This window comes from Hyphomicrobium sp., assembly GCF_019744875.1.
GTDB lineage: Bacteria > Pseudomonadota > Alphaproteobacteria > Rhizobiales > Hyphomicrobiaceae > Hyphomicrobium_C.
Genome location: NZ_JAIETU010000013.1, coordinates 15,725 through 29,014, shown reverse-complemented (window position 1 = coordinate 29,014; position 13,290 = coordinate 15,725). Strand labels below are relative to the sequence as shown.

The window sequence follows — 13,290 nt, the reverse complement described above, 5'->3', positions numbered from 1 at the left end:
GGGGCTTCAGGTCAGTCGGACGAGGGGATGGGGCGTTCCGGCCGCGAGATGGGCCGCCACCGCGTGCGCCAGGACGGGCGCGAGCAGGAAGCCGTGACGGTAGGCGCCGTTCACCAAGATGTGCCGGCCTCCGTCCCGGATCTCGACGCGCGGGAGATTGTCGGGGAAGGAGGGGCGGATGCCGGCCCCGGTTTCCAGGATCTCGGCCTCTCCGAACGCGGGGTGCAGCGCATAGGCCGCGCCGAGCAGTTCGAGCGCCGAGCGGACGCTGATCGGCCCCGCATCCTCGCTTTCGAGCACCGTCGCGCCGACCAGGAAGCGATCGCCGCTCCAGGGCACGACGTAGAGCGGATGGCGCGGATGAAGCAGGCGCACGGGCCGCGTGAGCTGCAGCTCGCGGGTGCGGATCAGGATCCGCTCGCCGCGGACGCCGCGCAAATCCGGCAGCATGTCTTGCGCGGCGAACCCGCGGCAATCGACAACGATGCCGGGCGTGGATGCGGAGCCCGCCCATCGTTCACCGAGCGCGATGTCCGCGCCGGCTGCGCGCGCCGCATCGAGCAGGAACGCCATCGCGTCGGGCGTAGCCATGTGGGCTTCGTCGGGAAAGTAGAAGGCCGCGGCAAAGCGGCCGTCGAGTGCGGGTTCGAGCGCTGCAAGGCCGGCCGCGTCGAGTGTCTGCGGTGGTGCGGTGGCGCGGGCGAAACGTGCGGCTTCGGCCTGATCGCGCGGGGCGGCGACGACGAGGCTGCCGGCGTTGACGAGGCGCGGATAGAGCGCGCGCCAGTAGGCGAGACCTTGTTCGCCGAAGTCCCGGATTTCGGGCGCGCCGTCGCTCTCGCATCCGGGGGCGAGCATGGCGCCGGCGAGGCGGCTGGCGCTCGCGGCGAAAGGCTCCGCGCTGGCGTCAATCAGGCGCACGCGATGTCCGGCGCGGGCCAGTACGAGCGCCTGCCACAGCCCCAGGATGCCCGCGCCGACGACGGTGATTTGCCGATGCTCGGGATCAGTCGCCAAGGGCCGCCCCTTCGCGCCGCGGATCGGCCCCGCCTTCGAGGCTTCCATTGCGGCGCACGACGGTGTGGACGCCGGAATTCATGAGGCCCGGCGAAATGCTGTGGCCGTAGCTCTTGAGCGCCAGCGCCTTCCAGATGGTGGACCAGCCGATTTCCAGTTCCAACGTGTCGCCGGTGCTGCCGAAGTTTGGGAGATCGATTGCGGCTTGGGCGTCGAGCTTCCAGTCGATCAGGGCGACGAGCGTTTTGACGACGTAGAGGATGATGCGCCCGCCGCCCGGCGAGCCGAGCGCGGCAAAGACCTCGCCCTTGTCGTCGAAGACGATGATCGGCGCCATGGTGCTGCGGGGCCGCTTGCCGCCTTCGACGCGGTTGGCGATGGGCGCGCCAGACGAGTCGGTGTGGGCGAACGAGAAATCCGTCAGCTGGTTGTTGAGCAGGAAGCCGGCCGCAAACATGCCCGATCCGAAAGCGCCCTCGATCGTCGTCGTCATGGCGACGGTGTTGCCCGCGGCGTCGACCACGGAGATGTGGCTCGTGCCCGCGCGTTCGAGCGTCGCGTCGACGCCGAAGGCGCGCTTGTCGAGGCCCGGCGGGGTGCCCGGCTCGGCGCTCGGCATGGCCTTGGCGGCATCGATGAGGGCGCTGCGCGCGGCGAGATAGCCTTCGTCGAGGAGCCCCTCGGGCACGGCAACGAAGTCGGGGTCGGCGAGGTAGCGGTTGCGGTCAGCGTAGGCCAGGCGCTCGGCTTCCGTCACGAGATGAAGGGCCGTGGTGTTCATGGCGTCGCCCGGACCGCGGCCGGGATCGAAGCGTTCGATGAGCTTCAGGACCTGCGCGACGGCAATGCCGCCCGACGATGGCGGGCCCATGCCGCAGATGCGGTACGTCCGATAGGGCACGCAGACCGGAGGGCGCTCGACGACCTTGTAGGCGGCGAGATCGGCGAGCGTCAGATCGCCCGCGACGTTCGTGGCGTGAGTGGATGCGGCGACGACGGCCTCGGCGATCGGCCCCGCATAAAAAGCATCCGCGCCGCCTTTCGCGATGGCTTCGAGCGTTGCGGCATAGGCCGGGCTCTTGAGCGCGTGGCCGATCGGGAAGGGGTTGCCGTTGCCGTCGAAAAAGTAAGCCTTCGCCTCCGGAGACAAGCCGGTGGGACCGAACCAGCGCAGCAGGAAATAGAGGCGGTTCGAGATCTCGAAGCCGTTGCGGGCGATGCGGATGGCGGGCGCGAACAGATCGGCCCAGGGAAGCTTGCCGTGCGCCTTGTGGGCGTGCTCCAGCAGGCGGACGAGGCCCGGCGTGCCGATGCTGAGGCCGGACTGCACCGCCGTGTTGAAGTTCATGGGCCGGCCGTCTTTCAGGAAACGATCGGGCCGTGCCGCGGCCGGTGCGGTCTCGCGCCCGTCGTAGGTTTTGAGGGTCTTGGACGTGCTGTCCCAATGCAGCAGGAACGCGCCGCCGCCGAGGCCGGACGATTGCGGCTCCACGAGGCCAAGCACGAGCTGGATAGCGATGGCGGCGTCGACGGCGGATCCGCCGGCGCGCAGAATTTCGCGCCCGGCCTCAGAGGCTGCCGCGTTGGCGCTCGAGACCATGAATGTCTTGCCGGTCGCGAGGTCTTTGTTCGTGTGGCCGGTGTCTGCTTCGGGCTCGATCTGGCGCGCGGACGGCTGCTCGGCGCGCACGCCGTGCAGGGGGAGGGCGATGCCGAAGACCACAATCGAGAGAAGAGCGCCCCGCAGCGTCGCCTTCATGCCCATCGCCTTCATGCCCAAGTCCTCAAGCTGCACGCAGGCACGCGAATCTCGGGCATGCTCATTCCGCTCTCCTTGGCCCCGTCCGTCCAGCCGGGACGAGGTGCACATCCTTACGGTTATAGAGGCCAGCCCATGATTGAACACCTCCGTCGTTCAATTCTGCCGTTCGTAACTGGGGTTGCGGCCGGCGCGGCCGGACTTCTGATTTTCTCGGGCGAGTTCGAAAAGCGGTCGCCCAATGCGATGCCGCCCTCGCCGGCTGCGCCGCTGCTTGCCGCGAGCGAGACGGTAATCGGCGAGCCGCTCATCTATCCGAGCGCGGGCCGGGCGAAAGTGACGGCGGCGGTCGTGACGCTCGCGCCCGGGCAGGAGACCGGCTGGCATACGCACGGCAGCCCCGTCGTCGGCTATGTGCTCGAGGGAACGCTCAACGTCGACTACGGCGACAAGGGCGTGCGCACCTACCGGGCGGGGGACGCGATGCTGGAAGCCATCGGGTTTGCGCACAACGGCCGCAACGCGGGCGCGGGGCCGATGCGAATCCTGGCGGTGTTCATCGGTGCGGAGGGCATGGCCACGAGCGCGCCGGCCGCAGCCCCCGCCAAGCCATAAAAAAACGGCCGGAACGGCGGGGGCACCGTTCCGGCCGTTGGGCCAGACCAAATCTGATACGCACACGAACGCGGACGGCGCCGAAGTGACAGTTCTGAAACTCTCTGGCGGAGCACGCCGGATGAGGGAAATCCGCGGCTCTTGCCGATACGCATGACGCAACACGACGCAACTGACGCAACGAACCAACGCAGGAGACGCAACACCGGACTCCGACCGGGCGTCCGTACACGCAACTCGACAAACGCAACGCGACGCTACAAATTACTGACGCATACAACCCGACCGGAAACTACGCCCGGTTACTCAACACTCACTTTGAGCGGCCCGCACGGCCAACGCGCTCACAGAACACACTTTGAAACACGACTGTGTTCTTATTTTGTTCTCGATGATTTGGCGGTTCGGGTCAAGCGCATTCGCGGGTTTCCGATGCACTGCGAAGGGGCATCAACTGACCGATTTGCCTTGTGATTTGGCAACCGTTGCCGCATTGCACCGGTTGCCCTTTCAAGTTGGGCCACATGGTGCGAACAGACCTCAGTGTGACTCTCATGCTCTGCCGGTATATGACGGACTGGTCTATACCGGCTCTTCACTTAACGGGCGCAACATGCCGGCAAGAGGCTTGAGGCGGTCGAGGGAACTCGCCCCAGGCTTGGCAATTATGACAGCGGGAGTCTCGTTGATGTTTGAGTTCAAGGCAAAGATCGGCAGTGCCGTGGCCGCGGCAATCGTGGCTGTGAGCATTATTGGCGTTCCGGGTCCCGCAAGTGCCCAGACGCTGATCGAATTCCTGTGGGGCGGCGAGCCGGAATACGGCGGCGGCAAGAAGCAGACCGTCAGCTTCGATCCCAAGTACAGCGCCGGTCAGATCATCGTGAGCTTCGGCGATCGTCGCCTGTATCACATCACCAAGGCCGGCCAGGCCACCAGCTATCCGATCGCGATCCCGCGCGAGCAGAGCCGCTGGCAGGGTACGACCACGGTTTCGAACAAGCGCGAGAATCCCGATTGGCGTCCGACGCCTGAGATGCTGCGCGAAAATCCCAAGCTTCCGAGCTGGGTGCCCGGCGGGCATCCCATGAACCCGCTCGGCGTGCGCGCGCTCTATCTCGGTTCGAGCACCTATCGCATCCATGGCACGGACGCTCCGTGGACCATCGGGCAGAACGTCTCGAAGGGCTGCATCCGCATGTTCAACGAGGACGTAATCGATCTCTATCCGCGCGTTCCGACCGGCACCAAGGTCGTCGTGACGTGGGAACGGTTCAAGACGAGCCCGGGCGATTTCGCTGATGCTGACGCGGCTGTTGCACGCAAGACCGCTGCCACGACGGCATCGGCTTCTACCGCTCCGGTTGCCGAAGAAGAGACGCCGAAGGCCAAGTCGCGCTCCGTCGCAAGCCCGCCGAAGACCGGTTTCTTCATCGAATCCGATGAGACCGCCGCGGTGCCCGCAACGGCCGGCAGCGACGACGAAGTGACCACCTACACGCGCAACACCGACGGGACGTATTCCAAGGAAGGCCCGGCCGAGAGCGTGTCGGACGAGGAAGCGAAGGCTCCGGCCGCTTCGGAAGAGAAGAAGGTGACGCGCTACAATCGCAAGGTTGGTGCGGGCTCGATCTCTCGCGCGGCGCAGACCACTGTCGAGTAACGCTCGACGGATCCGATCAAAGAAAAAGGGCGGCTGGTTCAGCCGCCCTTTTTCTATTTGCGTCATCCCTCGTCGTGGCTAGCTGCCCTGCACGAGGCAGGTCTTGAGGCCGGTGGCGAGGTTGCGCAGAAGGGTGTCGTAGGCCTGCGGGCCGGGCTCGACGAGGGCGCCTTCGGGATCGAGGGTGCCTGCGCGCGCGCTCGTCCCTTCGGTCACGACGGCGACCAGCTTCGGCTGGAACTGCGGTTCGCTGAAGACGCAGCTTGCAGACAGCGCGCCGAGCTTCTTGCGGATTTCCGTCAGCCGCTTGGCGGAGGGCTTGGCCTCGGGATTGAGCGTGATCGAGCCGAGGGCTGCGAGCCCGAAGCGGCGCTCGAAATACTGGTAGGCGTCGTGGAAGACGACGAAGGGCTTGCCCTTCACGGGTTCGAGCTCGCGGGCGATGTCGGCCGAGAGGGCTACGATGGCCGCATCGCTCTTGGCTGCGTTGGCCTTGTACGTTTCGGCGTTGGCGGGGTCGGCCTCGGCCAGGGTGCGGGCGATCTCGGCGACCATCTTGCGGGCGTTCTCCGGATCCAGCCAGACGTGGCCGTCGCGGTTTTTGTGGTCGGCGGAGGTCTTGTCTCCGGCAGGCTCGTCGGCGTGTCCTGCGTGGTCGTGGGCGTCGTGGCTGTGGTCATCGTGGCTGTGGTCGCCGTGGTCGTGCTTGTCATGATCGTGGTCGTGATCATGGCTGTGATCGTGTGCTTCGTCGGCTCCGTGATCGTGGGCTTCGAACGAATCGCCGGTTCTTATGGTCAGCCAGTCGATACCGGGCGCGTCGGCGAGCGTGACGACGCGGACGGTGTCCGGCAGCGACGCCGTGATCTTGCGCGTAAAGGGCTCGACCGCCTCTGAGACGCGGAACACGACATTGGCGTTGTTGAGCTCGCGCGCGTCGGATGGCTTCAAGGCGTAGGTGTGCGGCGAGGCGGCGCCTTTGACGAGGAGAGCCGGAGTGCCGACGCCTTCCATGACCTGGGAGACGAGGGCGTGGATCGGCTTGATGGTCGCCGTCACTTTGACTTCCGCGGCCGCGGGCAATGCCGCAAGCACGCTCAATCCGGCGGCGCCGAGGACGGCCGCGCGGTGCGGGATGTAAAACGACGATGCAGGTGCTGGATGCACGACGGCTCCGAAGGTGACTGTGGACTGATATTTACGGATACTATAACATCCAAATTGGCGCAACTGGGGCGAGCCGCGCCTTGATCCTGCTTTATTTTCAGGCTGGTTAAGCGCGGATCGGACCGGTATCGCGCGGCGGATTTAGGTCGCGGAGCGCTGCGTCCCTGACGTCGAATGCCCGTCCGGCTCGGCCTTACCCAGTATGGTAGAGTGAGCCCATCCGGACGCTCAGGAGGACATTTTGCGAAAGACTTGGTCGGCCTTGGTGGGCTTGTTGGTGCTGGCGCTTGCTGCGACGGGTAGCGCGCCCCCGGCCCGCGCGCATCCGCACGTGTGGGTGACGGTCGAAACGACGGTCGTCTACGAGAACGGCGCCGTGACAGGGCTGCAGCACAAGTGGTCCTTCGACGACATGTACACGGCGATGGCCATTCAGGGCCTGGACGCCAACGGAGATGGGACCTACTCGCGCGAAGAGCTTGCGGAGCTGGCGAAGGTCAACATCGATGGCCTCAAGGAGTTCGGATACTTCACGGTGGCCAAGCTGGGCGAAAAAGTCGTGAAGACGAAGGATCCGACCGAGTATCACCTCGAATACAAGGACAGCGTGCTGTCGCTCTTTTTCACGCTGCCGTTCGAGCAGCCGGTGCTGGCGGATGCGCCGAACTTCAATTTTGCGGTGTTCGACGAGACGTTCTTCATCGCGTTCGATTTCGTCAAGGACAACCCGGTTAAGCTCAGCGCCGGTGCGCCGGCGGGCTGCACGGCGAGTGTCGGCGTTCCGGAGAACGAACTCGAACAGTTCAAGGCGCTCAACGAGTCCTTCGGCGGTCAGCTCTCGGCGGGCGATGCCAATGCGGGCACGGGCATGGGCTACGCGCAAACGGTGACCCTCGGTTGCAAAAAATCATGATGCGATTGTTTTCCGCGCTTGCGGCGCTGGTTCTCGGGCTCGCGGTTTCGTTCGGCGCGCTGGCGCAGACAGAGCCGCAGCGGTCGCCCTTCGGGACGCCGCTGGCGCCGGGGCAAACGACATCGGCGCCTCACAAGGGCGAGCGCAGCCTGGTGGGGGACGCGTGGTCGTTCGTGCTGGCGCAGCAGCAGCGCATCAATCGCGAGCTTGCGGGCGCCGTGCGCCAGCTCAAGAGCGGCGACGTGATGAGCGCGACGCTGATGCTCGGCTTTCTCGGATTTCTGTACGGCGTGCTGCACGCGGCGGGACCGGGACACGGCAAGGCGGTGATTTCATCCTACGTGCTGGCGAACGAGAAGACGGTTCGGCGCGGCATCATGCTGTCGTTTCTCGCGGCGTTCATCCAGGCGCTGTCGGCCATCGCCATCGTGGGCGTGCTCGCCATCGCAATGCGGGCGACGAGCCTCGAAATCAAATCCGCCGAGGCGTGGATCGAAACCGTAAGCTGGGGGCTGGTGGCGCTGATCGGCATCTGGTTGCTTTACGGGCAGCTCTCGAAGCTGTTGCGGAGCGCGCCGTCGGCTGCTGCCGGATCGCCTGTGCCCGCCAGTCAGTCTCATGCGCACAATCATGCTCATGCACCGGGCCACGGTCACGCGCACTCACACAATCATTCCCACGATCATGGGCACGGCAGTTGCGGGTGCGGGCATGCGCATTCCCATCATGATCATTCCCACGATCACACCCACGCGCATGTCCATACCCACGACCACGCTCCGGCGAACGTTCAGGCGCATGCCCATGACGGTCACGTGCATGCCGCCGACGGAAGCTGCTGCGGGCACGTTCACATGCCTGATCCCTCGCAGCTCCAGGGCACGCTTTCGTGGCGCAAGGCGCTGGCGATTGCGCTCTCGGTCGGCATCCGGCCGTGCACGGGTGCGATCCTCATCATGATCTTCGCGCTCAGCCAGGGGCTGCTCATTGCGGGCATCTTCGCGACCTTCGCGATGGCGCTCGGCACGGCCATCACGGTCTCGACGCTTGCCGCGCTGGCGGTCGGCTCGCGGGAGCTGGCGACGCGGCTTGCGGGCGGCGAAAGCCGGCTCGCGGGCGCTGTGGCGACGGGCGCGGGCCTCGTCGGCTCGGCGCTCGTGTTCCTGATGGGCGCGAGCTTTTTCGTGGCCTCTCTCAGCGGCGGCATGACCGGGCCGCTTTAGTAGGCTCTTCCGCTTTACTAGCCTTTTCGGGGACGATCCCCTTCCAGAGCGCTCATGCGAGCGGAAGTGCTCGCATCTCGAACGATCAGGCTCTAAGAACCGGGCCGAGAACGGATCTCTCGTTTCCCGATTTTTGGGGTCCCCATGAAGCTCTATCGCGCCTTTGCCACTGTCGGCGGTCTGACACTCGTGTCGCGCGTGCTCGGGTTCGTGCGCGATATCCTGTTTGCGTGGGCGTTCGGCGCGGGCTGGGTGGCGGACGCTTTCAACGTCGCGTTCCGGTTTCCGAATCTTTTCCGGCGCCTGTTCGGCGAGGGGGCGTTCAACTCGGCCTTCATTCCGTTGTTCGCAAAAGAGCTCGAAGAGCGCGGCCGCGACCAGGCGCGCGCGTTCGCCGAGGAGGCGATGAGCGGGCTGGTGCTGGTGCTGGCCGTGCTGACCATCGTGGCCATGATCACGATGCCGTGGCTCATGTATCTGCTGGCGCCGGGCTTCAGCGCGAACGCCGAGAAGTTCAATCTCGCGGTGCTGCTGACGCAGATCACCTTCCCCTACCTTTTCTGCATGTCGCTCGTGGCGCTGTTCTCGGGCGTGCTCAACACGTTCGGAAAATTCGTCGAGAGCTCGTCGGTCTCGATTGTGCTCAACCTCACGCTGACGGCGGCGATCTTCATCGGCTTCGCGCTCGGCCTCCACAACGAGCCGAACGGCGGCGTCGTGCAGGCGCTGGGCGTGCTCGCGGCAGGCTTTCTGCAACTTCTGCTGCTGTGGGACGGCCTCAGACGCAACAACTTCACGCTCCGCCTCAGGCGTCCGCGCATGACGGACGGCGTGCGCCGGCTGATCACTCTTGGAATTCCTGGCGTGATCGCGGGCGGCGTGACTCAGATCAACATCATGATCGGCACCGTGATCGCCTCGCAGCAGCCCGGCGCCGTGTCTCAGCTCTACTATGCCGACCGTCTTTATGAGCTGCCGCTCGCCATCGTGGGCATCGCCATCGGCGTGGTGCTGCTACCCAACGTGTCGCGACAACTCAGGGCGGGCGATCACGCCGCCGTGCTCGACAGCCAGAACCGCTCGCTCGAATTCGCGATGCTGCTGACCGTGCCGGCCGCCGTGGCGCTGGCGCTGGTGCCTATTCCGATCGTGAAGGTGCTGTTCGAGCGCGGCGCGTTCACAGCCACCGATACGGCGCAGACGGCGGCCGTGCTGGCCGTGTTCGCGCTGGGGCTGCCGTCGTTCGTGATGATCAAGGTGTTTTCGCCGGCCTACTTTGCCCGCGAGGACACCAGGACGCCGATGCGCTACGCGACGATCAGCCTGTTTGCGAACACGCTCGGGTCAATTGCGCTGTTCTTCTGGTTCCGCAAGCTTGGGCTGCTTCCGCACCTCGGCATCGCGGTTGCGACCACGCTCGGCGGGTGGCTCAACGCTGGGCTGCTGTGGAGCACGCTTGTCCGGCGCGGGCATTTCACCATCGACAAGCGGATGGTGCGGGCGTTCGGTACGATCCTTATCTCGAGCGTGGTGATGGGCGCGGCGCTGCTGGCGCTGGCGCATGTGCTCGGGCCGTATTTCGCGTCAAACGCCGGCTTTGCCACGCACATCTTGGCTCTTTCGGCGCTGATCGGGGGCGGGCTTGCCGTTTACGCGGTTGCCGTGCTCGCCACCGGGACGATGACGCTTCGTCAACTGCGCAATCTCACGCGGCGGAGCTAGCCGGGGTTCGCGAGCCTTGCGCCGCGCGCTTGGCCGCGCCATAACGCGCGCGAGCCAAATTCGAGCATGGACCCCGCGACGATGACCTTTCAAGACCGCGTTTTTTCCGGCATGCAGCCGACCGGCACCCTCCATCTCGGCAACTATCTCGGCGCCATGGTGCAGTGGATCGAGATGCAGAAGTCCCACGAGTGCATCTATTGCGTCGTCGATCTGCATGCCATCACGGTCTGGCAGGATCCCGCCGAGCTCAAGACGTCCATCCGCCAGGTGACGGCGGCCTACATCGCGTCCGGGCTCGATCCCAAGCGCAGCATCGTGTTCAACCAGAGCCAGGTGCCGGAGCACGCGGAGCTGGCGTGGATCTTCAACTGCGTGGCGCGGCTCGGCTGGCTGAACCGCATGACGCAGTTCAAGGAGAAGGCCGGCAAGGATCGCGAAGCCGCTTCGGTGGGTCTCTACGCCTATCCGAACCTGATGGCCGCCGACATTCTCGCCTATCGCGCGACGCATGTTCCCGTCGGCGACGACCAGAAGCAGCATCTCGAGCTCGCGCGTGACATCGCGCAGAAGTTCAACAGCGACTTCCGGAGCTCGATCGAACAGAAGGGCTACGCGGACGGCGTATTCTTCCCGCAGCCCGAGCCGGTGATCACCGGCCCGGCGACGCGCGTGATGAGCCTGCGCGACGGCACCAAGAAGATGTCGAAGTCGGAACCCTCCGACATGAGCCGCATCAACCTCATGGACGATACGGACACGATTGCCGACAAGATCAAGCGCGCAAAGACGGACATGGAGCCTGCGCCGCCGGCTACCCTGGATGACCTTCGCGCACGGCCCGAGATCGACAATCTGGTCGGGATCTATGCGGCGCTTGCGGGCGTGACGAAGGAAGACGGGCTCTCCCTGCTGGCTTCGACGGCCGGTGAGGGGCCGAGCATCTTTACCGGGTTCAAGCGGGCGCTGACGGAGGTTGCGGTCGAAAAGCTCGGGCCGATCCGGAGCGAGATCGTGCGCCTCATGGCCGATCCGGCGGAGATCGACCGCGTGCTGGCGGACGGCGCCCGGCGCGCGCGCGCGATCGCGACGCCGGTCATGGACGAGGTCAAGGACATCGTCGGCTTCATCCGCGGGTAAGGCGTGCGACGACGCTCCGGGGTGAGAGTGCGAGCGGACTTTCCGGGCGCCTCTCTCGCTCTCAGGGGGAGAGCGCACGGCGTCTGTTGTGGAGTTGCCCGACCCGTGGCAGCATCGTCGCGATGACGCTGACATACCGAAAACGCCGCTCGTTCGAAGCCGGCCACGCCCGCAAGTTCCTGCTCATGCTCGACGAGAGCACCGAGTTCGAGAGCGCGCTTTATTATGCGGCCGCACGCGTCGTGCGGTCGTCCGGCACGATCCTCATGCTGTACGTCATCGAGCCGCAGGACTTCCAGCACTGGGCCGGCGTGCGGCAGGTGCAGATCGAGGAGGAGACGCTCAAGGCGCGCGCGCTGTTCCGGCTCGCCAAGCGGAAGCTCAATCTGGTCGGGTTCGAGAACATTCCCTGCGAGGAGCTGATCCGGGAAGGACTGCGGTCCGAGGAGATGATGAAGACCATCGCGGAAGACGAGGACGTCTCAATCCTCGTGCTGGGCGCCTCCACCGATCCCAAAGGGCCGGGCCCGCTGGTCTCCACGCTTGCCACCGGCTCGGTGGCGGGATCGTTCCCCATCCCGATCACCATGGTGCCGGGCAACCTCGCGTTCGACGACATCATCGCCTTGGCGTAGCGCGGCTTTTTGCCCTGAACCCGTCTTGCCCTGACCTCGTCGACGCAGGCCGTTTTTTGGCTCAGAAAGTTCCGAGCGCGGCGCTAGACTATTGCCGTGCCCGATCCTATTTACTAGAACGTTTCTAAAGATGGGCCCTAGTGCCATGCGTCGAATGTTTGGGCCGGCACCCGAGGAGATTTGAAATGTTCATCCAGACCGAGGCGACGCCTAACCCGCAGACGCTGAAGTTCATTCCCGGCAAGCCCGTGCTCGAGGACGGCACCGCCGATTTCCGTGGCAAGAGCGACGCCGACGCCTCGCCGCTGGCGCGCCGCCTGTTCGATATCGAAGGCGTGTCGGGCGTGTTTCTGGGATCGGATTTCATCTCGGTGACGAAAACCGATTCTGAATGGCAGCATCTGAAGCCCATGATCCTCGGCGCGATCATGGAGCACTACATGTCGGGCGCTTCGGTGGTGGACGCTGACGGCGCCAACGACGAGGCCGAAGGCAGCTTCGATCCCAAGGACGCGGACGTGGTGGCGACCATCAAGGAGCTGCTCGAAACGCGCGTTCGCCCGGCCGTGGCGCAGGACGGCGGCGACATCACCTTCGCGGGCTTCCGCGACGGCATCGTTTACCTGCACATGCGCGGGGCCTGCTCGGGCTGCCCAAGCTCGACGGCGACGCTGCGGCACGGCATCGAAAACCTGCTCCGGCATTTCTGTCCGGAAGTCGAGGAAGTGCAGGCCGTTTGACGCGCCCTTCGAAACCCCGCCCGCTGGCGGGGTTTTTTCTTTTCTACCCCCACCCTGTCAGGATCTCCGAATGGCTCATGCTCTCGATCACACGGCGCTGTCGCAGCTCTTTCTCGCAGCCCGCACGCATAACGGCTGGCAAGAGAAGCCCGTGGCTGACGACCTTCTGGTTCAGCTCGTCAACACGATGAAGCTGGCACCAACGGCCGCGAACAGCTCTCCCGCGCGGATCGTGTTCGTACGCAGCCCGGAGGCGAAGGCGCGGCTCAAGCCGCTTCTCTCGGAGGGCAATCGCGACAAGACGATGCGTGCGCCGGTGACGGCGATCATCGGATACGATCTCGCGTTCTACGAGCGCCTGCCGATGCTGTTTCCGCATACGAATGCGCGTGCCTGGTTTGTGGGCAAGCCGGAGCACATCCGCGAGACGGCGTTCCGCAACGGCTGCCTGCAGGGCGCCTATCTCATCATTGCGGCGCGCGCGCTGGGGCTCGACTGCGGGCCGATGTCCGGGTTCGATGCCGACGGTGTGACGGCCGAGTTTTTCAGCGGCACCGAGGTCAAAGCCAATTTTCTCTGCAATCTCGGATATGGCGATCCTGCAGCGCTGAAGCCGCGCGGACCGAGGCTGGTCTTCGACGATATCGCCCGCATCGCATAAGTGAGGCTCGTGGCGGTCGAAAAGCTTCCACTGCGGGC

The 13,290-nt window shown here is 65.3% G+C and carries 12 protein-coding genes; 9 read left to right on the top strand and 3 right to left on the bottom strand.

The genetic code is table 11. The features are described from left to right. Nucleotides 1-6: 6 nt before the first annotated feature. Together K2Y42_RS18335 and ggt are read right to left on the bottom strand one after the other, a co-directional pair. Nucleotides 7-1,017 carry an FAD-dependent oxidoreductase gene (locus K2Y42_RS18335; RefSeq protein WP_291155284.1) on the bottom strand — a complete coding sequence of 337 codons (1,011 nt, stop codon included), beginning with the start codon at nt 1,015-1,017 and terminating at the stop codon, nt 7-9. Further along, entirely contained in the window at nt 1,007-2,791 is a 1,785-nt protein-coding gene (gene ggt, locus K2Y42_RS18330) for a gamma-glutamyltransferase (RefSeq protein WP_291155282.1), read from the bottom strand. Before ggt ends, K2Y42_RS18335 begins: the two co-directional genes overlap by 11 nt. Before the next feature lie 120 nt (nt 2,792-2,911). Here ggt and K2Y42_RS18325 point away from each other — a divergent pair, with 120 nt between their 5' ends. Both K2Y42_RS18325 and K2Y42_RS18320 read left to right on the top strand, forming a co-directional pair. Then, nucleotides 2,912-3,391: a cupin domain-containing protein gene (locus K2Y42_RS18325; RefSeq protein ID WP_291155280.1), complete on the top strand. Its 480-nt coding sequence runs from the start codon at nt 2,912-2,914 to the stop codon at nt 3,389-3,391. 688 nt (nt 3,392-4,079) lie between these two features. Continuing rightward, a complete protein-coding gene (locus K2Y42_RS18320; RefSeq protein WP_291155278.1) occupies nt 4,080-5,051 on the top strand; it encodes a L,D-transpeptidase in 972 nt (323 codons plus the stop codon). Nucleotides 5,052-5,129: 78 nt separating this feature from the next. On the opposite strand, the gene K2Y42_RS18315 is transcribed toward K2Y42_RS18320, so the two are convergent. Continuing rightward, entirely contained in the window at nt 5,130-6,218 is a 1,089-nt protein-coding gene (locus K2Y42_RS18315; RefSeq protein ID WP_291155275.1) for a zinc ABC transporter substrate-binding protein, read from the bottom strand. A 241-nt stretch (nt 6,219-6,459) separates the two neighbouring features. Between K2Y42_RS18315 and K2Y42_RS18310 the strand changes: the two genes are divergently transcribed. From K2Y42_RS18310 to K2Y42_RS18280, 7 genes are all read left to right on the top strand, one after another. Next, complete coding sequence (locus K2Y42_RS18310; protein WP_291155274.1) at nt 6,460-7,131, top strand: DUF1007 family protein; 672 nt, start codon at nt 6,460-6,462, stop codon at nt 7,129-7,131. Then, the gene (locus K2Y42_RS18305; RefSeq protein WP_291155272.1) at nt 7,128-8,354 is read left to right on the top strand and encodes a nickel/cobalt transporter; all 1,227 of its coding nucleotides are present in this window, start codon (nt 7,128-7,130) and stop codon (nt 8,352-8,354) included. Before K2Y42_RS18310 ends, K2Y42_RS18305 begins: the two co-directional genes overlap by 4 nt. A 144-nt stretch (nt 8,355-8,498) precedes the next feature. Then, nucleotides 8,499-10,076: a murein biosynthesis integral membrane protein MurJ gene (gene murJ, locus K2Y42_RS18300; protein WP_291155270.1), complete on the top strand. Its 1,578-nt coding sequence runs from the start codon at nt 8,499-8,501 to the stop codon at nt 10,074-10,076. Nucleotides 10,077-10,157: 81 nt separating this feature from the next. Further along, complete coding sequence (gene trpS / locus K2Y42_RS18295; RefSeq protein WP_291155267.1) at nt 10,158-11,216, top strand: tryptophan--tRNA ligase; 1,059 nt, start codon at nt 10,158-10,160, stop codon at nt 11,214-11,216. A gap of 122 nt (nt 11,217-11,338) precedes the next feature. Further along, entirely contained in the window at nt 11,339-11,851 is a 513-nt protein-coding gene (locus tag K2Y42_RS18290) for a universal stress protein (RefSeq protein WP_291155265.1), read from the top strand. A 185-nt stretch (nt 11,852-12,036) separates the two neighbouring features. After that, nucleotides 12,037-12,591 carry a NifU family protein gene (locus K2Y42_RS18285; RefSeq protein WP_291155262.1) on the top strand — a complete coding sequence of 185 codons (555 nt, stop codon included), beginning with the start codon at nt 12,037-12,039 and terminating at the stop codon, nt 12,589-12,591. A 70-nt stretch (nt 12,592-12,661) separates the two neighbouring features. Then, a complete protein-coding gene (locus K2Y42_RS18280; RefSeq protein ID WP_291155259.1) occupies nt 12,662-13,252 on the top strand; it encodes a malonic semialdehyde reductase in 591 nt (196 codons plus the stop codon). Nucleotides 13,253-13,290 lie beyond the last annotated feature (38 nt).

Coding starts and splice junctions, on each gene's coding strand:
- ggt (WP_291155282.1), bottom strand. CDS start 2,791: ATGAAGGCGATGGGCATGAAGGCGACGCTGCGGGGCGCTCTTCTCTCG.
- K2Y42_RS18325 (WP_291155280.1), top strand. CDS start 2,912: ATGATTGAACACCTCCGTCGTTCAATTCTGCCGTTCGTAACTGGGGTT.
- K2Y42_RS18320 (WP_291155278.1), top strand. CDS start 4,080: ATGTTTGAGTTCAAGGCAAAGATCGGCAGTGCCGTGGCCGCGGCAATC.
- K2Y42_RS18305 (WP_291155272.1), top strand. CDS start 7,128: ATGATGCGATTGTTTTCCGCGCTTGCGGCGCTGGTTCTCGGGCTCGCG.
- murJ (WP_291155270.1), top strand. CDS start 8,499: ATGAAGCTCTATCGCGCCTTTGCCACTGTCGGCGGTCTGACACTCGTG.
- trpS (WP_291155267.1), top strand. CDS start 10,158: ATGACCTTTCAAGACCGCGTTTTTTCCGGCATGCAGCCGACCGGCACC.
- K2Y42_RS18290 (WP_291155265.1), top strand. CDS start 11,339: ATGACGCTGACATACCGAAAACGCCGCTCGTTCGAAGCCGGCCACGCC.
- K2Y42_RS18285 (WP_291155262.1), top strand. CDS start 12,037: ATGTTCATCCAGACCGAGGCGACGCCTAACCCGCAGACGCTGAAGTTC.
- K2Y42_RS18280 (WP_291155259.1), top strand. CDS start 12,662: ATGGCTCATGCTCTCGATCACACGGCGCTGTCGCAGCTCTTTCTCGCA.